The organism is Cellulomonas xiejunii, assembly GCF_024508315.1.
Classification (GTDB): domain Bacteria; phylum Actinomycetota; class Actinomycetes; order Actinomycetales; family Cellulomonadaceae; genus Cellulomonas; species Cellulomonas xiejunii.
The window spans coordinates 303,589-322,572 of the sequence record NZ_CP101987.1; the positions used below are offsets into that span (position 1 = coordinate 303,589).

21 protein-coding genes are annotated in these 18,984 nt (G+C 73.6%); 6 read left to right on the forward strand and 15 right to left on the reverse strand.

Going from position 1 to position 18,984, the window contains the following annotated elements; genetic code table 11:
• Position 1: 1 nt before the first annotated feature.
• From NP048_RS01420 to NP048_RS01435, 4 genes are all read right to left on the reverse strand, one after another.
• On the reverse strand, positions 2–493 hold the full coding sequence (locus NP048_RS01420; protein WP_227577191.1) for a GNAT family N-acetyltransferase: 492 nt from the start codon (positions 491–493) through the stop codon (positions 2–4).
• A gap of 69 nt (positions 494–562) precedes the next feature.
• Positions 563–769 carry a type II toxin-antitoxin system VapC family toxin gene (locus tag NP048_RS01425; RefSeq protein ID WP_227577192.1) on the reverse strand — a complete coding sequence of 69 codons (207 nt, stop codon included), beginning with the start codon at positions 767–769 and terminating at the stop codon, positions 563–565.
• Entirely contained in the window at positions 766–2,523 is a 1,758-nt protein-coding gene (locus NP048_RS01430; RefSeq protein WP_227577193.1) for a putative bifunctional diguanylate cyclase/phosphodiesterase, read from the reverse strand. The genes NP048_RS01425 and NP048_RS01430 overlap by 4 nt, the downstream gene beginning before the upstream one ends.
• A 112-nt stretch (positions 2,524–2,635) precedes the next feature.
• On the reverse strand, positions 2,636–3,457 hold the full coding sequence (locus tag NP048_RS01435; RefSeq protein ID WP_227577194.1) for an SDR family oxidoreductase: 822 nt from the start codon (positions 3,455–3,457) through the stop codon (positions 2,636–2,638).
• Positions 3,458–3,657: 200 nt separating this feature from the next.
• On the opposite strand from NP048_RS01435, the gene NP048_RS01440 reads away from it, so the two are divergent.
• Genes NP048_RS01440 through NP048_RS01450 form a run of 3 tightly spaced genes read left to right on the forward strand, consistent with a single transcriptional unit; the run spans position 3,658 to position 4,993 of the window.
• A complete protein-coding gene (locus NP048_RS01440; RefSeq protein ID WP_227577195.1) occupies positions 3,658–4,197 on the forward strand; it encodes a universal stress protein in 540 nt (179 codons plus the stop codon).
• Positions 4,185–4,637, forward strand: coding sequence for a fluoride efflux transporter FluC (locus NP048_RS01445; protein ID WP_227577196.1), 453 nt, complete (start codon positions 4,185–4,187; stop codon positions 4,635–4,637). Before NP048_RS01440 ends, NP048_RS01445 begins: the two co-directional genes overlap by 13 nt.
• A complete protein-coding gene (locus NP048_RS01450; protein WP_227577197.1) occupies positions 4,634–4,993 on the forward strand; it encodes a fluoride efflux transporter FluC in 360 nt (119 codons plus the stop codon). The genes NP048_RS01445 and NP048_RS01450 overlap by 4 nt, the downstream gene beginning before the upstream one ends.
• A 202-nt stretch (positions 4,994–5,195) precedes the next feature.
• Here NP048_RS01450 and NP048_RS01455 read toward each other — a convergent pair whose 3' ends face one another.
• From NP048_RS01455 to NP048_RS01485, 6 genes are all read right to left on the reverse strand, one after another.
• Positions 5,196–6,515 carry a CE1 family esterase gene (locus NP048_RS01455; RefSeq protein ID WP_227577198.1) on the reverse strand — a complete coding sequence of 440 codons (1,320 nt, stop codon included), beginning with the start codon at positions 6,513–6,515 and terminating at the stop codon, positions 5,196–5,198.
• 188 nt (positions 6,516–6,703) lie between these two features.
• Positions 6,704–7,300, reverse strand: a complete 597-nt coding sequence (locus tag NP048_RS01460) for a class I SAM-dependent methyltransferase (protein ID WP_227577199.1) — start codon at positions 7,298–7,300, stop codon at positions 6,704–6,706.
• Positions 7,297–7,761, reverse strand: a complete 465-nt coding sequence (locus tag NP048_RS01465; RefSeq protein ID WP_227577200.1) for a GNAT family N-acetyltransferase — start codon at positions 7,759–7,761, stop codon at positions 7,297–7,299. The genes NP048_RS01460 and NP048_RS01465 overlap by 4 nt, the downstream gene beginning before the upstream one ends.
• 160 nt (positions 7,762–7,921) lie before the next feature.
• Complete coding sequence (locus tag NP048_RS01470; protein ID WP_227577201.1) at positions 7,922–8,551, reverse strand: FMN-binding negative transcriptional regulator; 630 nt, start codon at positions 8,549–8,551, stop codon at positions 7,922–7,924.
• Between the two features lie 175 nt (positions 8,552–8,726).
• Positions 8,727–10,769, reverse strand: coding sequence for a glycoside hydrolase family 11 protein (locus tag NP048_RS19290; RefSeq protein ID WP_284439716.1), 2,043 nt, complete (start codon positions 10,767–10,769; stop codon positions 8,727–8,729).
• A gap of 343 nt (positions 10,770–11,112) precedes the next feature.
• The gene (locus NP048_RS01485) at positions 11,113–12,147 is read right to left on the reverse strand and encodes a glycoside hydrolase family 11 protein (RefSeq protein WP_284439717.1); all 1,035 of its coding nucleotides are present in this window, start codon (positions 12,145–12,147) and stop codon (positions 11,113–11,115) included.
• A gap of 303 nt (positions 12,148–12,450) precedes the next feature.
• Between NP048_RS01485 and NP048_RS01490 the strand changes: the two genes are divergently transcribed.
• Both NP048_RS01490 and NP048_RS01495 read left to right on the forward strand, forming a co-directional pair.
• On the forward strand, positions 12,451–12,744 hold the full coding sequence (locus NP048_RS01490; protein ID WP_227577731.1) for a sulfurtransferase TusA family protein: 294 nt from the start codon (positions 12,451–12,453) through the stop codon (positions 12,742–12,744).
• A gap of 210 nt (positions 12,745–12,954) precedes the next feature.
• Positions 12,955–13,473, forward strand: a complete 519-nt coding sequence (locus NP048_RS01495; protein WP_227577732.1) for a CarD family transcriptional regulator — start codon at positions 12,955–12,957, stop codon at positions 13,471–13,473.
• 121 nt (positions 13,474–13,594) lie between these two features.
• Here NP048_RS01495 and NP048_RS01500 read toward each other — a convergent pair whose 3' ends face one another.
• Positions 13,595–13,972, reverse strand: coding sequence for a DUF2255 family protein (locus NP048_RS01500; protein ID WP_227577733.1), 378 nt, complete (start codon positions 13,970–13,972; stop codon positions 13,595–13,597).
• 376 nt (positions 13,973–14,348) lie between these two features.
• Between NP048_RS01500 and NP048_RS01505 the strand changes: the two genes are divergently transcribed.
• Positions 14,349–15,182: a hypothetical protein gene (locus NP048_RS01505; protein ID WP_227577734.1), complete on the forward strand. Its 834-nt coding sequence runs from the start codon at positions 14,349–14,351 to the stop codon at positions 15,180–15,182.
• Between the two features lie 117 nt (positions 15,183–15,299).
• Here NP048_RS01505 and NP048_RS01510 read toward each other — a convergent pair whose 3' ends face one another.
• The 4 genes from NP048_RS01510 to NP048_RS01525 all read right to left on the reverse strand — a co-directional run bounded on the left by NP048_RS01510 (position 15,300) and on the right by NP048_RS01525 (position 18,954).
• Positions 15,300–16,901: an ABC transporter permease gene (locus tag NP048_RS01510; RefSeq protein WP_227577735.1), complete on the reverse strand. Its 1,602-nt coding sequence runs from the start codon at positions 16,899–16,901 to the stop codon at positions 15,300–15,302.
• Positions 16,898–17,794: an ABC transporter ATP-binding protein gene (locus NP048_RS01515; RefSeq protein WP_227577736.1), complete on the reverse strand. Its 897-nt coding sequence runs from the start codon at positions 17,792–17,794 to the stop codon at positions 16,898–16,900. The genes NP048_RS01510 and NP048_RS01515 overlap by 4 nt, the downstream gene beginning before the upstream one ends.
• Positions 17,795–17,937: 143 nt before the next feature.
• Positions 17,938–18,405, reverse strand: a complete 468-nt coding sequence (locus NP048_RS01520) for a type II toxin-antitoxin system RatA family toxin (protein WP_227577737.1) — start codon at positions 18,403–18,405, stop codon at positions 17,938–17,940.
• Positions 18,406–18,456: 51 nt separating this feature from the next.
• Entirely contained in the window at positions 18,457–18,954 is a 498-nt protein-coding gene (locus NP048_RS01525) for a DUF4274 domain-containing protein (protein WP_227577738.1), read from the reverse strand.
• Between the last annotated feature and the right edge of the window lie 30 nt (positions 18,955–18,984).

Genomic DNA, 18,984 nt, shown 5'->3' on the forward strand with positions numbered 1-18,984 from the left:
GTCAGGTGGCGTCGGGTGTCGCGTCGCGCGGCTCGCGCAGCCGCGCCATGTACATCCCCGGCGTCGTGGCCGAGAACCCGAAGCGCTCGTACAGCCCGTGCGCGTCGGCCGTGGCCAGCGCCACGCGCGGCAGGCCCATCGCGTCGAGGTGCGCCACGACGCCCGCCACCAGCGCCGTGCCGACGCCGTTGCCGCGCTCGGCCTCGTCGACGAACACGTCGCACAGCCACGCGAACGTCGCGCCGTCGGTGACGACGCGCGCGAACGCCGCCTGCCGGCCGGACGCCCGCTCGAGGACGCCGAAGCACAGGGACGCGTCGATCGCGGCGTCCTGCACGTCGGCCGCGCGGCCGCGGGCCCAGTAGGAGCGCTCGGACAGCCAGCGGTGCACGGTCGGCCGGTCGACGTCGGCACGATCGGCCGTGAACCGGTAGCGGGAGGTGTCCAGGCCGGGGGGCTGCGCGGAGCCCTGCGCCGTCTCGTCCGCCGTCACGGGCGCGAGGCTACCGGCGGCCCCGGCACCGGTCGAGGGGTGGCGTGAGCGCGCCGGCAGCCGTGGACGTCACGGCGTGGCGGTGAGCACGCCGGGCAGGTCGTCGAACCTCGCTCGCGGGTCGAGCGAGACCACGGCACGTCCGTGCTCGGCGGCGTGCGCCGCGATGGTCACGTCGTGCGCTCCGCGGGGGGTGCCCGTACGGCGGACGTGTGCCAGGAGCCGCGCGTGCTCGGCTGCGGTGCGCGCCGTGTAGTCGGTGGGTCGGCCCGTCACCCGCCCGACGCCGCCGGCGGGACCGCGTCGTCCGTCCGCCACGACCTCGCCGCGAGCTCCGCCACGGGCATCGGGCCGCCGTAGTGGTAGCCCTGCGCCGCGGGGCAGCCGAGGTCCGCGAGCAGCCGCGCCTGCTCGGCGGTCTCGACGCCCTCGGCGATCACGAGCATGTCGAGCTCCGCGCACAGGTCGAGCAGCGCGCGGACCATCCCGGTGCGCCGGGCCGACGTCGTCAGCGACGTCAGGAACTGCCGGTCGAGCTTGAGGAAGTCGGCCGGCAGCTCGTCGAGACGGCTGAGGGACGAGAACCCGGTGCCGAAGTCGTCGATCGCCACGCGCACGCCGTCCTCCCGCAGGGCGCGCAGGGCGCGCAGCGCCGCCGGCCCGGACGCCTCCACGACGCTCTCGGTGACCTCCAGGACGAACTGCGTCCGCGGCCAGCCGGCCGCATCCAGCCCGGCCAGCACACGGTCGGCGTAGCGCTGCCCCACCAGCTCGCGCCCCGAGACGTTGACGCCCAGGGTCACCGGCCGCCCCCACGCCTCCTGCAGCACGTGGGCGTCCGCGCACGCGCGCCGCAGGACCGTGGCGCCGAGCAGGTCGATCACGCCCCCGTCCTCCGCGGCGGCCACGAACTCCAGCGGCTCCACGGGGCCGAGGCGCGGGTGGTCCCAGCGCGCCAGCGCCTCGACGGCGACCACGCTGCGCTCCGTGAGCGACACGATCGGCTGCAGCTCGACCCGCACCTCGTCGGCCGCCAGGGCGCGCGCGAGGTCGTCGACGAGCCGGCTGCGGCGCCGCTCGGCCAGCACCGTGCGGCCCCGCCCGGCCGCCTTGGCGGCGTACAGGGCGGCGTCGGTGCGGCGCAGCACCTGGGCCACCGTCTCGCCCTCGACGTGCTCGGCGACCCCGCACGAGACCGCCGCCGGCGCGGCGGCGCACAGCTGGTCCGCCACGGCGAGCGCCTGCGGCCCGGTCGCCCCGGGCAGCAGCACCGCGAACTCGTCGCCGCCCCGCCGTCCCAGCACCATGCCGGGCACGTCGAGCGCACGCCACGCGTCCGCGGTCTCCCGCAGCAGCTCGTCACCCGCCGCGTGCCCGCGCTCGTCGTTGACGAGCTTGAAGTGGTCGATGTCGACGAGCGCGAGGGACAGCGGCTGGGCGCGGCGCTCACGGCGCTCGACGGCGTGCTCGAGCGCGGCGTCCCAGGCGCGCCGGTCGGCCAGGCCCGTGAGGGCGTCGACCCCCGCGGTCGACGCGTGCCGGGCGAGCACGCCGACCACCCACGCGACCCCCACCCACAGCACCACCAGCGCCGCGCAGACCAGCGCAGGCACGCGGTGCACCGCCAGCAACGGGACGACCTGGCACGCACCGGCGACCGTGACCAGGACCCACGCGTCCCCCCGCCGCAGGAAGAGCATCGACTCGATCGCGACGAGCATGGCCATCGCCGCGGACGCCATCGCGAGCGCGAGGGTGGGGGACCTCGCCGTCCCGACGCCCAGCACGGCGGCACCGACGAGCACGGTGGCCGCGATGCCCCGCGCCGGGATCCGTGGCCCGAGGGCGAGCAGCACCGGTCCGGTCGCCACGGCAGCGAGCGCGAGCACCAGGAACGGGACGCCGTCGGTGCCCACGACGCGCATGACGTCGAGCGAGAGCAGGGTCGCGGCGACCCCGCCGACGGTGAACAGGACTGCGGTGGTGCGCACCAGGACGTCGGACGTGCCGGTGCGCGTCGACGTTGCCACCTTGCCCACCTTCGGGGGCGACGCGCCGTTCGTCCAGGTGTGGGGTGCTCCGTCAGCCTCGGGCGGGCGGAGGATCACCCGCTCGTCACCCTGCCGGGCGACGAGCGGCGGGTCAGCGGCGGAAGCCGCCCTCGGTGGACAGGACCTGGCCGACGACCCAGCGGCCGGCGTCGGAGACGAGCCACTCGATGAGGCGCGCGGGGTCGTCGGGCTCGCCGAACCGGCCGCCGGGGAAGTGCGCGACGATCGCGGCCAGCTCCTCAGGGGAGCGCGCCTGCGCGTCGACGTCGAGGTAGCCCGTGTTGACGGGCCCGGGGTTGACGGTGTTCAGCAGGATGCCGCGGTCGGCGAGGTCGTGCGCGACCGAGGCGGTCACGCCCGCGAGCGCCGCCTTCGACGCCGCGTACGCGATCTCGTGCGGCATCGCACCGTGCACCTGCCCCGACGTCATCCACACGACGCGTCCGCCGGGACGTCCGTCGTGCTGCGCCGCGAACGCCTTGGTCGCCAGGAGCGTCGAGCGGGTGTTGACGGCCCAGTGGGCGTCGAGCGTCTCGGCGGTCTGCTCCGCCAGCGTGCCGTCACCGCCGCTGCGTGCGTGGTTGGCGACGAGCACGTCGAGGTGACCGAGCGCGTCGACGGCGCGTGCGACGAGCTCCTCGCCACCCGTGGGCGCCGCGAGGTCCAGGCTCGTCGCGGCGAGGCGGGCGCCCGGGACGAGCTCGGCCTCGAGCGCCGCGAGCACCGCCGGCACGTCGTCGCCGCCCCAGGGCTGCTCCGCGTCGTGCGGGGCCCAGTGCTGGACGAACACGTTGGCGCCCGCACGGGCCAGCCGGGAGGCGACCGCGAAGCCGATGCCGCGCCGTCGGCTCACGCCGGTCACGACGGCGGTCCGTCCTCGCAGGTCCTCGCTCACTCGCAGGTCCTCGCTCATGAGCGGCGACGCTAGACGGTCGGTCCGCCCCGGCGCACCCCGAATCCGCGTCGGCGCCTGCGGCCGCGGAACGCGCCGCGAATCGGGCACCCTTGCCCTCGCCCGCCCCGTAGGGTGTGCTCCGGCACGGACGTCGGGGGGCGAACCGTGCCGCCCGTGACGTGCGACGGTTCCTCCTGCTCCCCGCGGAAGGATGGGTCATGGACGCCCGCCCGGTCCCCCAGCCCGCGCTCGACCGCATGGTCGACCCCGCCGGGCACCCCCTGGTCGTGGGCGTCGTCCCCGGGCAGGACCCGCTGGTCGTGCGCACCGCCGCGGCGTGGGGGCGGGCCGTCGGCGCCCCGTACCTGCACCTGGCCTACGTCGACCCCTCGCGCTACGTGGTGCACGAGCGGGCCGACGGCTCCGTGGCCCACATGTCGCTGGACCCCGACGGCCTCGACGACACCTGGCAGCGCGTCCGCGACGAGCTGCGCGCGCAGGCCGCCGAGCACCTCGCCGGGCAGCAGGTCGTGTGGCGCGTGCACTACCTCGCGGGGCGTCCGGACCGGGCGCTCACGCACCTGGCGCGGGCCGTCGACGCGTCCGCGATCGTCGTCGGCAGCCGGTCGGGGCGGCTGCGGGAGCTGCTGGAGGGGTCGATCGCCCTGCACCTCGGCTACCACCAGCACCGGCCGGTGCTGACCGTGCCGCTGAGCGTCGCCGACTGGCAGGACCCCCGGGCGCCGTGGCAGCGGTGACCTCGCCCGACCCGCTGCCGCTGCCCGTCGGGGCGCTGCTCGTCGCGGCCGGTGGCACCGTCGGCGTGCTCGCCCGCGCGCTGCTGACGCAGCCCGTCGCCCCCGGCGCCTGGCCGTGGCGCACCTTCGTGGTCAACGTCGTCGGCTCGCTCCTGCTCGGTGCGCTGCTGGCCGTGCTGCAGCGCGGTCCCGACGTCGGTCGGCGTCGGGCGGTGCGCCTCGGTGTCGGCACGGGCGTCCTCGGGGGGTTCACGACGTACAGCACGTTCGCGCTCGAGGTCGAGCAGCTGGTGGCGACCGGCCACGCCGCGACCGGCGTCGCCTACGCGCTGGGCAGCGTGGTGCTCGGCGTCGTGGCCGCGGGTGCCGGGCTCCTGCTCGTGGGCCGGGTGCTCGCCTTTCGACCGCCGCGCGACGACGCAGCGGGCGGCCCGTCGTGATCGTCGTGGTCGCGCTCGCGGGCGGGCTGGGCGCGGCGACGCGGTTCGTCGTCGACACCGGGGTGTCCCGCGGTCGCGCCCGCTTGCCGCTGGGCACGCTCGTCGTCAACGTGACGGCGTGCCTGCTGCTGGGCGCGTTGACGGGGTGGCTGCTGGCGCACCCGGGGCACGACGGCGTGCGCGGGGTGGTCGGCGTGGGGTTCCTGGGCGGGTACTCGACGTTCAGCACCGCGAGCGTCGAGGCGGCGCGCCTGCTGCTCGCGGGCCGTGGCGCCGCCGGGGTGCTGCACGCGGTCGGCATGCTGGTCGCGTGCGTGGCGGCCGCGGTCGCGGGCCTCTGGCTCACGTCTCCCTGACCCGCCCCCGGGTGCGGACGACCGAGAGCGGGCCGCGCCGTGTCACCAGGACGGCGCGACCCGCTCGACCCCCCGGACACCGGGGGAGGGACCCGTCCTGGAAGGCGCGGACCTGTCCGGGTCGGGAGGCGGTGGTGCTGCCCGGCAGCGGGTGCTGCCGGACGGTGCGACGGACGGCGGTGCCGTCAGCCGGTGGGTGTCGTCAGCGGGCGGTGCAGGTCAGCGTCGGCGTGGACGGCGTGCCGCTGCCGAGGAACCCGAACGACGCGCTCCCGTTGGCCGGGATGGAGCCGTTCCACGACACGTTGCTCACGACGACCCGGTCACCCTGCGGTGCGAGCGTGCCGTTCCAGAGCTGCTGGATCTGGTTGGAGCCGGTCCAGCTGACCGTCCAGCCGGAGATCGCCGCGCCGGCGCGCACCGTCACCTCGCCCTGGAACCCGCCGGGCCAGGAGTTGGTCGTGGTGTAGGTCGCGGTGCAGCCCGCCGAGGGCGGCGGCGTGGTGGTCGTCGGCGTCGGCGTCGGCGTGAACGTCGGCGTGACGGACGGCGTCGGGGTGGGGGTCTGCGTCGGCGTCACTGTCGGCGTCGGCGTCGGCGTGGGGGTCGACGTGTCCGTCGTCGAGCGCAGCGCCGTGAAGAACTGCCAGATCTCGCCCGGCACGTGCGACTGCTGCTTGCCGCGGTCGACGGCTGCCCACTGGTGGTCGCTGTCGTTGGCGATCCAGACGACCGGGAACCCGTCACGGCACTGGTAGGTCGTCTTGGTGTGCGCCTGGCCGCTGTTGCCTGCCGGCTCCGGTGCGTTCTGCGCCTGGCAGCCGTTGTTCCGCAGCGCGCGGTCCCGCAGGGCGCGACCCTGCGAGATGTTGAGGACGCTGTCGACGACGCCGTGCGAGCCGAGGTACGCGATGGGCTGCGTGCCGCCCTCGCAGCCGGACAGCTGCGCACCGTTGAGGACCGCGACGCCGCGGAAGACGTTCGCGCGGGCGCAGGCCAGCGCGTTGCTCATCCCGCCGCCGTAGCTGAAGCCGGTGGAGAACCGCTGGGACGTGTCGACGCACAGCGCGGCCTCGACGGTCCGCAGGATGTCGTCGATGAACGTGACGTCACGGCCGCCGTTGTTGGGCCACGCGTTGTCGATGCCCTGCGGCGCGATGAAGATCGTGCTGTTGTTGGCCAGCGGCTTCAGGCCGTAGAAGTTCTCGTTGACGACGTCCTGGGACGTGCCGTGCCACCAGTGGATCCCGAGCACCAGGCGGTACGCCTTGTTCGGGTCGTAGTTGGCGGGCACGTCGAGCCGGAACTGGCGCTGCTGGCCGCTGCTGGTGATCGTGTGGTTGCCGGTCGCCAGGCGCGGCGCGCTGCCGCAGCCGGCGGTGACGGCGGTGGGGACGACGCCGCCGGCCAGCGCCGCGACGGGCGAGGCGGAGGCGGGCGTGACGAGGGCTCCGAGGACGAGGGCTGCGGCGGATGCCGCGATCACCGCCCGCAGGCGGGTGGGGGTGTGTCTGGGTCGCACGGTGGGGTTCCTCCCTGGCGGTGCGTCGGCCGCGATGCCGGACGCAGGTCGACCGTGGGGTGGCGAACGTTCACGGTCCGGCGAATGTAGCGATACACCACCCGCCCGGCGTAGGGGCCGAAACGGTTCGTACGCCAACGGATCCGGCGGTCCGCGCGGGACCGACGGCGCCACGCCGGGTCGCAGGCTCAGGGGCGCTGCCACACCATCGCGTACCGCCACAGCGGCAGCCGCCGCCAGCGCACCCCCGGCAGCACCTCGCGCGCGATCGCCCGCACCTCCGCGTAGGTGTGCGGGGGCGGCCAGAGCGTCGGTGCGGTGTGCTCCCAGTAGGTGCGGGTGCGGCGGAGCACCTGGTGCTGCGCGACCCCGGCGAGCTCCCAGGGGGCGTCCCGCCAGCCGACCGACCGGGCCATGCCCACGTCCACGAGCACGCCGCCGGGTGCGACCAGCGTCGACAGGCGTCGCAGGCCGTCGGCGAGGTCGGGCAGGTGGTGCAGGACCGCGACCGACGCGACGACGTCGAACGCCCCGGCCGGGAACGGCGCGTCCAGGGCGTCGCCGTGCATCCACGCGATGTCGTCACCCGCGGCCCGGGCGCGGGTCAGCACGTCCGCGTCCAGGTCGATGCCGACCACGTGCGGCACGCGTCGGCGCAGGTCCGCGGCGAGCAGCCCGTCACCCGTGCCCACGTCGAGCGCCGTACGCGCCTGCGCCGGGACCGCGTCGAGGACGAGCGGGTGGTAGTGGAGGTTGTGGTTCCACCTGTCCTGCGGCGAGCTCACGATGCCGCTCCCACGACGGAGAGCCCAGGGGCGTACGCCATGAACGCGGTCTTGGTCCGCGACGTCAGGCCGCACGCCCGGTAGAAGGTGTGGACGTCCTCGCCGGTGGCTGCCGTCTGCAGCATGACCTTGTAGCAGCCGGCGTCCCACGCGCGCTGCAGCACGTCGCCGACCAGACGCCGGCCGTGACCGCGCCGCTGCACGGTCGCGTCGACGGCGACGTTCTCGACGACCGCCCAGGGTCGTCCCCCGCGCGAGAGGTTGGGCACGACGACCAGGCACGCGGTCGCGACCACCGCCCCGTCGTCCTCGAGCACCAGGACGTCGGTGCCCGGGGTGTCGAGGATGCGCTGCAGGATCCGGCGGGCCTCTGCCGGCGCGACGGGCGGCTCGTCGGGGTGGAGAACCCCGTACAGGCGCTGGACAGCAGGGAGGTCGGCAAGGGTCGCGGCGCGGAGCACGGCACGAACGTACCGAAACGGACAGGCCGCCGTGCCGTTCCCCCGGGGGCCGACGCGGCGGACACCTGATCGGCAGTGCCGGTCGGGCCGTGCAGGTGAGGAACGGTGTCGCAGGCACGAAAGGATTCCGGGCGCGACTCGATCGCCCTCTCGCGGGGAGTCAGGCGCGGGTGCCGTGGGTGCGCATCGCGTGCGCGACGGCGGCCGACTGGGCGTCGTCCTGCGTGGCCAGGCCGGCGACGACGCCCGCGTGGTCTGCCGCCGAGCGGTTCTGGCTGAGCTTCGCCTTGGCCTCGACGCGCTCGACCAGCACCTCGATGCCGACGACGGCCCGCAGCTGCTTCTCGACGAAGGCCTCCGGGGCGTCGGTGACGTGCCAGCGGTCGGCGCGGCCGGACTCGTGGTGGTCGGTGAGCAGCGTGACCGCCTCGTGCAGCCACGACGCGTCGGTGCGGACGCGGGCCCGGCCCGTCAGGTGCACGGCCGAGTAGTTCCACGTCGGGACCATGCGCCCGTGCTCGGCCTTGCTCGGGTACCAGGTGGGGGAGACGTACGCCTGCGGCCCCGTGACGACGGCCAGCGCGGGGGCGTCGTCGCCGATGGTCCGCCACTGCGGGTTGGCGCGCGCCATGTGCAGGACGAGCCGGTCGCCGTCCCACACGACGGGCAGCAGCGTCGACGTCGGGTAGCCGTCCGCGCCGACCGTCACCAGCTCCGCGGAGCCGACGGCCGCGACGAGCGCACGGACCTCGTCGGCGTCGTCGAGGGCGTTGAACACGGGGATGTACACCCCCGGAGCGTAACGACGCGCACGCCGAGCGCGTCGGTGGGGTCCAGGGCGAACGGCTCGGGGCCGTCCGGCGGAGGTTGCTCCGCCGGACGGCCCCGAGGGTCGTGCGGTGCTGCGGTGCTGCGGTGCTGCGGTGCTGCGGTCGTGCGGTCGTGCGGTGTTGCGGTGTGCTGTGTCAGCGTGCGGTGCAGGTGGCGGACGGGACCGTGTTGTTCCCGCCCGAGTAGAACGTCACGCCGAAGCTGTTGTTGCCGGCCGACGTGAAGGTGTTGCCCGACCGGGTGGCGTTCCAGGAGCTCTGGACCGACTGGCCCGAGCCCGGGTTCACCGAGACCGACCAGTTCGAGGCGCCGGACACCGTGTAGGTGACGTTGAACCGGTCACCCCACGACTCGCCCGCGACGGCCGTGCCCGTGACGGTGCAGGAGCCGGTGCTGCCGCCCGTGTTCCCACCGGTGTTCCCACCGGTGTTGCCACCCGTGCTCCCGCCGGCCGGCGCGACCGCGCGACCGGTGGAGGCCGAGATGTGGCCGGTGCACAGGTTGCGCGACTGCAGGTCCTGCAGGATGCCGGGCAGCGCCTGCACGGTGGCCGCGGGCCAGTCGTGCATGAGCATGGTCTGCCCGTTGGTCAGCCGCTGCGCCGCCGACCGGATGCTCGACGACGAGGCGTTGTTCCAGTCGTTCGAGTCGACGTCCCACGTGACGACCCGCAGACCGAGGCCCGAGGCGACGGAGTTGACCGTGCCGTTGACCTCACCGTACGGCGGGCGGAAGACCGTGGGCGTGACGCCCGCGGTGTTCTGGATCGCCTGCTGCGTGCGCGAGAGCTGCGACTGGACGTCGCTCTGGCTCATGTTCACCAGGTGCGGGTGGTCCCAGCTGTGGTTGCCGATCTGCAGGCCGGCGTTCTTGTAGGCCTGCATGAGGGAGGCGTTGTTCTGCGCGTTCTGGCCGGTCGGGAAGACCGTGGCCGTGGCGTTCGCGGCCTTGAGCGCGCTGATGATCTGGTTCGTCGTGCCCGAGTTGGGGCCGTCGTCGAACGTCAGGCCCACGTAGCCGGCCGAGCAGTTCTGGGTGCTGCCACCCGTGTTTCCGCCGGTGTTGCCACCCGTGTTCCCGCCGGTGTTGCCACCCGTGTTCCCGCCGGTGTTCCCGCCGGTGTTGCCGCCCGTGTTGCCGCCGGCCGCCGTGCAGCTCGCGGACGGGACGGTGTTGTTGCCGCCGGAGTAGTACGTCACGCCGAAGCTCTGGTTGCCGGCCGACGTGAAGGTGTTGCCCGAGCGGGTCGCGTTCCAGGAGTTCTGGATCGACTGGCCCGAGCCGGGGTTGACCGTGACGGTCCAGCTGGTCGCGCCGGAGACGGTGTAGTTGACGTTGAAGCGGTCGCCCCACGACTCGCCCGCGACGGCCGAGGCCGTGACGGTGCAGCCGTTCGACGTGCCGCCGCCCGTGTTCCCACCGGTGTTGCCGCCCGTGTTACCGCCCGTGTTACCACCGGTGTTGCCGCCGCTGGAGCCCTCGGAGACGGTGATGTCCGACGAGCCGGAGGACTGGTATCCCTCGGTGGCCATGATCATGTAGTTGTGGTTGCCCAGCTGCATGCCCTTGGACGCCCACGCGGAGAAGTGGTTGCCGGCGGTGATGGTGCCGCCCACGCGCTTGGACTGCCGGACCGACCAGAACTGCTTGAACGTCGAGGAGTCGCCCTCGATCGACGGGGCGTTGACGCGGGTCGTCTCGTAGATGTCGTACGTGCCGCCGTCGGTGGTGACGGTGCCCTTGTGGGTGCCGGTGGGGCGGTAGGTGCCCCACGAGTCGACGATGTAGTACTCGATCAGCGGGCCGTTGGTCCACCCGTACAGCGTCAGGTAGGCGTTGCCCGAGGGGTTGAACTGACCGGAGTAGCTCACGACCTTCGAGCTGTCACCCTTGGACCAGCCCTTGCCGATGACGAAGTTGCCGGTGTTCTGCCACCGCGTCGTGTACTTGCCACCGCCGTTCATCTCGGAGGAGACGGTGCCCTGGCTGTCGGTCCAGAACGAGTACCACATGCCGTCGGTACCGGTCTGGTTGGTCGTGATCGTGGCCGCGGTCGCGGGCGCGGCCACGGCGACGCCGCCGGCGGCCAGCGTCGCGGCGGCGACCGTGCCCAGGAGGGCGCGCAGTGTGCGCTGCCCCCTCCGGGCCGGCCGGGCCGTTTCGAAAGTATCGAGCATCAAAGGCTCCTCTGTGCGAGCGCATCTGTGGGACAGGAGTCCGGGCCGGCGGGTCAGGTGGCGCTCACCGGCTCGTGCGTGGGTGATCCAGGCGCGGGTGGGCGCCTCGAACACCGGACCTCGTCAGTGTGACCGAGGCGAATGCGCAGGTGAACAGCCCGTGGGTGACCCAAACCGTTTAAGGAGGTCACGTGTACCCGTGGGTGGACTCTGCGGCCGCCCATTGGTCCCCGGACCGACACCGCCCGCCGTCAGCACCGAAAGTGATCGGTGCCGGGGCGGGCGGGTGGAGACGTGCGACGGGTGCCGAGGTCGTCGACCTCGGCACCCCGTCGTCGTGCTGTCAGGAGCAGATGCCCCAGGGGATGTAGTTGATGTTCTGCGAACCCTTGTAGTACGTCACGCCGAAGCTGTTCGAACCGCTGGAGCGGAACGTGTTGCCGCTGCGGGTGGCGCCCCACGAGTTCTGGACCGACTGGCCGCTGTTCGGGTAGACCGTCACGGACCAGCCCGACCGGCCGGACACCGTGTAGTTGACGTTGAAGCGGTCACCCCACTCCTCGCCCCGGGTCCAGGTGACGGTGCAGCCGTTGTTGGTGTTGCTGCCGCTGTCGTTGCCACCACCGCCGGTGTTCCCACCGCCGTTGTTGCCGCCGCCGTTGTTCCCACCGCCGTTGTCAGCGCTGCCCGTGCCGACGGTGATGTTCGACGAGCCGGAGGACTGGTAGCCCTCGGTCGCCATGATCATGTAGTTGTGGCGGCCCATCTGCATGCCCGCGCGCTGCCAGGCGGAGAAGTGGTTGCCGGCGGTGATGGTGCCGCCGGTGCGCTTCTGCTGGCGGACCGACCAGAACTGCTTGAACGTCGAGCTGTTGCCCTCGATCGACGGGGCGTTGTAGCGCGTCGTCTCGTAGATGTCGTACGTGCCGCCGTCCGAGCTGACCGTGCCCTTGAACGTGCCGGTCGGACGGTAGGTGCCCCAGTTGTCGACGATGTAGTACTCGACGAGCGGGCCGTTGGTCCACCCGTACAGCGTCAGGTAGGCGTTGCCGGACGGGTTGAACTGACCGGAGTAGCTGACCGCGCGGTCGCTGCCCGTGGACCAGCCCTTGCCGATGACGAAGTTGCCGGTGTTGCGCCACGACGTCGAGTAGTTGCCGCCGTTGCCGAGCACGGCGGACACGGTGCCGGGGCTGTCGGTCCAGAACGAGTACCAGTAGCCGCTGTGGGTGCCGGTCTGGTTGCTGTTGACGTTCTGCGCCGAGGCCGGTCCGGCCAGGGCGACGGTGCCGGCGACGAGTGCGCCGGTGGCGAGCGCGCCCACGGTGGCGCGGAGCGAGTGGCGACGACGGGGGCGTCGCGCGAAAGTGTCGGTCATCTGATGGCACTCCCTTGGGCAGTCGAGCGAGGGGACGTGACGGTTCGGCCGACCCGCGCTCCCACCTGCGTGCCGGCGGATGTCGCGACGGGAGCGTGATCGGCTGTGATCGTTCTCCTGCGCCGTGACGGCAGCAGTGTGCAGCGTGGGAGCGTGGCCGCTCCCCGCCAGTTTGCGGATCTAATCCTTTAACCACCGCATCGTGGACGTCTGCCGGTTTATTCGGCCCAATCGCAAGGTTTCGAGGCCGCCGGCGCCGGTCGTGGCCGACGTCCCGGGCGCACCCCGGGCTACCCTCGCGCCGTGGCCGGTACGGGGGACGTCGTGACGATCGACGGCGGGGACCTCGGGTGCGCCCGCCTGCTCGTCCTGCTGCGCGACCGGGTCGCGACGATGGCGCCGGGCGCCGTCGTCCACCTGGTGACGGCCGACCCCGTCGCGCCCATCGACCTACCGGTGTGGTGCCACATGACCGGGCACGACTACCTCGGTGTCGTCACCGGGACGGACCGCCCCACGTACGCGGTGGCGGTCGCCGCCCAGCCGGCGTCCACCGACGCGCGCAACCCCTGGCACCGCGGGCCCCGGACCGTGTGACAGTCGTCGCCGGGGAGGGTGCGCGGCGGCTCTGTCCACTGTTTGGCGTCGCGTGGGACAATGGTCTCACCGGCTCGCGCGGCTCCCCGTCCCCATCCCGGGTGGTGGACCGGTCCGCGCGTTCCCTGCGACGGCACGCCGTCGCAGGGAGGCGGTCCTCGTCGCGTACGGGGCCGAGCGCGGTGCCGCGCCAAGCAAGAGGTGTGACCCATGCAGCCCGCCATCGGTGAGATCGTCGTCCACCCCCACCACGGCCCCACCCGCGTCGTCGACCTGCTCGAGCGGACGTTCCGCGGCGAGACCCACCAGTACCTGCAGCTCGAGGTCGTCGGGAGCGGGATGATCGTGTCCGTCCCGCTGGCCAAGGCCGACGAGATCGGCCTGCGGCCGCTCTACGACGCCGACGGCATCGCCGCGCTCCTCGCCGTCCTCTCGGCCCCGACCGCGCACGTCCACGAGGCGTGGACCCGCCGGTTCAAGGAGAACCAGGAGCGGATGCGCAGCCAGGACCACCTCGTGCAGGCGGAGGTCGTGCGCGACCTCACGCGTCGCAGCGTGGAGCGGGGTCTGTCGACGGGGGAGAAGGACCAGCTCTGGTCGGCGACGCAGCCGCTGCTCACGGAGATGGCGCTCGCCCTGGGGGTCGAGCGCGAGCGTGCGCAGGAGATGATCGACGCCGCGATCCTCGACGACAAGGGGTCGTCGCCGGAGCTGCACAGCGTGTCCTGACCTCCGGGCCCGGCTCGGGGTGCAGGGGGTAGGTCGAGGAGCTCGTCGGGCGGCTCGGGACGTCCCTCGGTCGGCCCCGCGGGGCCGGGCGGGGCGTCAGTCGTGCGGGCCGGACCCGGCGTCAGTCGCGCGGGACGACCCGCAGGGTCACGTCGACGACCTGCGGCCCGACCACCGTGTCGACGATCTGCGGCCCGTAGCGGTCGTACTTCGCGTGGTACGCGGCGTCCACGTCGGCATGCACGTCCGGTGGTGGCGCCTCGAACGTCACCTCCAGCTCCACGCCGGCGGCACGCACGCGACCCGTGCCCGCCGCCGTGGCGTGACGGAACCAGCCGTTCTGCGGCCCGTACGCCGAGCGGACGTACAGGTCGTCGCCGACCCGCACGCCCCAGATCGTCACGTACGGCCGCAGCGTGCCGTCCGGCCGGTACGAGGCGATCTGCAGCTCCTCCGCACCGCCGACGCGGTCGAGGTCGTCAGGTGCCCAGGTCCCCATGAGTCCTCCGGTCCGACGACGGACACCTCGATCGTCGTCGCCCGCCCCCGCACCCGCCAGTCGACCCTGCGGTACAGCCACCGGGGTCATGACGCCCCCCGTCACTGGCCCTTGTCTGCCTGACGAGACGATCCCCCGACGAACTCGTCCTTCGGCGGCTTCTGAGCCGTCTGAAGCCGCCGAACGACGAGTTCGGCGGGTGGGGTGGGGGGTGAAGGGAGGTGAAGGGGGCGAAGGGGACGGGAGGGGGCTGCGGTGGGAGGGGATCAGTCCGAGGTGGGATCGGGTCGATCAATCGTTTCGGGTCGGGACCTGGGTCCACCGGCCTGCCTAGCATCCGAGGGTTCCGTCACCCGAACGAACGGTTGGTGCGCGCATGAGGACGATCCCCACCCTGGCGACCGTCGCGGCCCTCGCCGCGGCCACGCTCGCCCTCGCTCCCGTCGCGGCCGCCGGGGGCGGGCACGGACCCGGCCCGGGCAAGGGGCCCGGGCCCGGTCACGGACCGCGCGGCGGCTGCGAGAGCGTCGAGGCCCTCTTCTGCGAGGACTTCGAGTCCGAGCCGACGGGCGGTGCGGCCAGCCTCGACTGGGGCGTCGACACCCGGCACGGGACGCTCAAGGTCGAGCGGGCCGGGCACGCGGGCAAGGTGCTGCGCGTGCACACCGAGGACAACGGGTACGCGTTCCTCAAGGTCGTCGACTTCGCGGCACCCGAGAACACGTTCTACGGGCGGCTGCGCATCAAGGTCGACGACTTCCCGACCGCCCCCGACTGGGCGCACTTCACGCTCGTCGAGGTCACGGGCTCCGGGAGCGACGAGGTCGTGCGGCCGCTCGGCGGGCAGTTCGCGCCGACGGTCGGCCCCGACGCGACGTTCTGGGGCGTCGGTGCCGACGGCGGGCCGACGGGCGACTGGACCAACTGGCGCGAGTCGGCACCCACCGTCGAGGACCAGTGGCAGTGCGTCGAGTTCGAGTGGTTCGCACCGGAGAACCGCGTCTCGGTGTGGTTCGACGGCGTCCCGCAGCCGGACCTGACGGTGACCGGGGACGACCACGGCGGTGCGGACGTGCCGTTCGTCCTGCCGACGGCGGACACCGTGAAGATCGGCTGGCAGCTGTACCAGGGCGGCGCGACGCCCGACCAGTTCGACGTCTGGGTCGACGACATCACCCTCTCGGCGGAGCGTGTCGGGTGCGGCCGCTAGGACAGACTGTGCCGGACGCGGGCTCCTGCCGCACCCATCGCTGAGAGGTGGCAGGAGTCCGCGTTCATGTCGGCCCGGGTCCGCGCTCCTGCAGGCCAGGGGCCGCGCGGACGGGTGTCAGCGGTTGACGTCGCGGTGGCGGAACCCGCGCAGGCCGACGGCCAGGAGGAGGGCCGTCACCAGGGTGATCCAGCCGAGGCCGGACCAGTCGGGGGCGGCGGCGGTGGCGTCCGGGACGTGCCAGAACGGGCTGATGCCCAGCACCCAGTCGTCGAGGCCGAAGGTCGGGCCGAGCAGGGTCAGCATGAACGACACGAGGACCCCCGCCCAGGAGGCGAGGCTCGCCACGGGCCGGGCGCCGACGACCGCGACCGACACGGCGACGACCGTCCACACGGCCGGGACGGTCACCACGGCCTGGAGCAGCACGTCCCCTGAGCCCAGGCCGATGTCCGCACGGGAGGCGAGGAGCGCGACGAGGGTGCCGGCGAGCAGCACGCACGCCGTGACGACGCACAGGGCGAGGACGACGTGGCTCGCGTAGTACCTGACACGCGCGACCGCGCCGGCGAGCAGCGGCTCGACGCGCTCGGCCACCTCCTCGGCACGGACCTTGAGCATCACCTGCACGCCCGCGACGGCGGCCACGATGCCGATCAGGCTCAGCACCGTGCGGACGAACGCGCCCGCCAGGGCCTCGGGGGTGGTCGCCCCGGACGCCAGGATCTGCTGGACGCCGCCGTTGCCGGACAGCACGTCCGTGATCGACGTCGTGAAGTACCCGAAGACGACGCCCAGGACCACGAAGGTGATGCCCCACGTGACGATCGGTGCGCGGTTGATCCGCACCGCCAGCCGCCACGTGCTGCGCGTCGTGCCGCGGGCCGGGCCCGGGCGCGGGACGATCGACCCCTGGCCGAAGTCCCGGCGCCCCTGCAGGACGAACGCGACGCCGACGAGCACCAGCGTGAGGGTCACCGTCAGCAGGAGCGGCGCCCACCGGTCACCGCTCGCGGGCCGCGTCTCCAGCGTCCAGCCGAGCGGGTTGGCCCAGACCGTCCACGAGGGCGCGTCGAGCGCCGTGCAGAACCCGCGCAGCCCGTAGAGCACGCCGAGCGTCGCGACGGCCAGCGAGTTCGCCGTCCGTGAGTCGGAGCCGAGCTGCGCGGTGACGGCCGCGACGCCCGCGAGCATCCAGCCCGTCGCCGTGAACGTCGCGCCCAGCAGCAGCGACGCCTCCCACGCGCCGCCGCACAGCGCGGTGACGACGCCCGCGACGACGCCGGCCACCACGGAGCCGACGAGCGCGAGCGCGACCCCCGCGAGCAGCCGCGCCGAGCGCCCCATGACCCCGGACGCCAGCAGCTCGGCCTGACCGGAGTCCTCCTGCGCGCGCGTCGCCCGCGTGACCGCGAAGATCGCACCCAGCGCCACGAGGAACCCGCCGAGGGCGAGGCTGCGCCACGCGTTGAACCCGTCGACGGTGGTCAGGTCGTACGCGGGCCCGAAGACGAGACCGAGTGCGGGGTTGGCCTCGATGGACGCCGCCAGCAGGCGCCGGTCCGTCAGGTCCGGGAAGACCCAGGGGTAGACGATCACCGACGACGCCGAGAGCAGCGTCACGACCGCGACCCAGGGGGCGAACAGGCGGCCGTCGTGGCGGGCGGTCGCCCGCAGGAGGGGCCGGGCGCCGGTCAGCGAGGCGGTGGCGGTGGTCACCGGGTCGCCTCGTCGTCGCCGTAGAGTCGCAGGAACAGGCTCTCGAGCGACGGCGGGGCGACCGTGAGCGTCGTGATGCCGTACGGGGTCAGCGCGGCCATGGCGTCGCCGACCGCGGCGGAGTCCACGGTCGCGGACAGCCGGTCCCCGTCGAGGCGGGCACCGCCGAGGGCCGCGAGCGTCGCGTCGTCCGGGGTGCGTGCCAGGGTCGCGTGGATCGTCGTGCGGGTCCGGCCGCGCAGGTCGGCCAGCGTGCCGGACTGCACGATCCGGCCGGCGCGGATGATGCTGATGCGGTCGGCCAGGGTCTCGACCTCCGCCAGGACGTGGCTCGACAGCAGCACGGTGGTGCCGCGCTCCTTCGCCTCGCCGATCACCTCCTGGAAGACGTTCTCCATGAGCGGGTCGAGGCCGCTGGTCGGCTCGTCGAGCAGCAGCAGGTCGACGTCGGAGGCGAGCGCCGCGACGATCGCGACCTTCTGCCGGTTGCCCTTGGAGTACTGCCGTCCGCGCTTGGTCGGGTCCAGCTCGAACCGCTCGACCAGCTCGGCCCGGCGGCGCTCGTCGAGCCCGCCGCGCAGCGCCCCCAGCAGGTCGATCGCCTCTCCGCCCGTCATGCCGGGCCACAGCGACACGTCCCCGGGCACGTACGCGAGGCGTCGGTGCAGCGCGACGACGTCCGTCCACGGGTCCCCGCCGAGCAGCCGGACCGTGCCGGCGTCGGCCCGCAGCAGGCCGAGGAGGACCCGGATGGTCGTGGACTTGCCGGCGCCGTTGGGGCCGAGGAACCCGTGCACCTGCCCCCGCTCGACGCGCAGGTCGAGGTGGTCGAGCGCACGGAAGCGGCCGAACGACTTGCTCAGGCCCTGGACGTCGATGACCGGGTCACTCATGGGCGTGCTCTCTCGCGTGCGTCCCCGGCGGCCGGGCGTGGTGGTCAGTCAACTCCTGTGCGCAGGTGTCGTCACGCCGACGTGCCGCCCCGACCTGCGGACAGGGTGGGCGTCCGGGAGGGCGACCGTGTGACTCGCGGGCGTCAGCCCGCCGCGGCCAGCACCTGCGGGTCCGCGCAGCCGCGGGCGAACCCGGCGATCCGGCGGTCGACGTCCCGCTGCAGCACGACGCGTCCGACGCGCTCGGCCACCGGCGCCAGCCACGCCGGCCGGCACGTGAAGCTGTACCGCCAGACCGCGCGGGTCCCGCCGTCCGGCAGCGGAGAGAAGCGCCACCCGCCGGCCATGACGGAGAAGAACCAGGGGCCCTCGACCATCTTCATCCCGACGTTCGTCGGCGGCTTGTAGGAGACGTACTCGCTGACCATCCGCAGGCCCGAGCGGTGGCGCGTGAGCGTCCGGACGCCCTTGGCGGGAGCCGTCGCACCGTCGAGGAAGGCCTGCCGGCGGATGAAGGGGTCCCAGCGCAGCCGGACCGCGCCGGTGGTCTGCGACACCGCGAACGCGACGTCCGGGGGGACCGGGACGTCGACGCTGGACTCGACGATCATCCGCCGACCTTAGGGGTCGCGCGGCTCCGGCGCCCGCGGGTCGGCACGAGCTCAGTCGACCAGGGCGGTCCACCGCAGGTGCACGTCGAGCGGCAGGCCGTCCTCCGTTCCGGCGTCGTCGACGAGCTCACCGGGCACGGCGCGCCGCATCACCTCGGGCACGGGCCGGGCCACGGGGGCGCCGTAGTCGTCGGTCCAGTCGATCTCGTCGTCGTCCGTCGGGTCGAACGCGATGCCGTGGTCGGCCCAGAAGCCGGCGGCGTACCGCTCCTCGATGCTGCGCAGCAGCTCCCACGTGGGCCGCTCGTAGTCGGCGGTCTCCTCGGCCGTCGCGTACCGCGAGTAGTAGCAGGCGCCGAGGATCCAGTAGGCGGCCAGGGCTGTGGCGCGGTCCGTCGTCGGGTCGTCGAGCACGAACCGGATCGTCGCGTCACCGCCGTCGTAGTTCGTCCGTCGGACGAACGTGTGCCGCTGCTGCGGGGTCGCCGCACGCAGGAAGTCCCGCAGGAACTGCTCGGCCTCGTCCGGCTCCGGGGTCTCGTCGCTCACGGCGCGAGCGTAACCCGCGGGTTCGGGCGA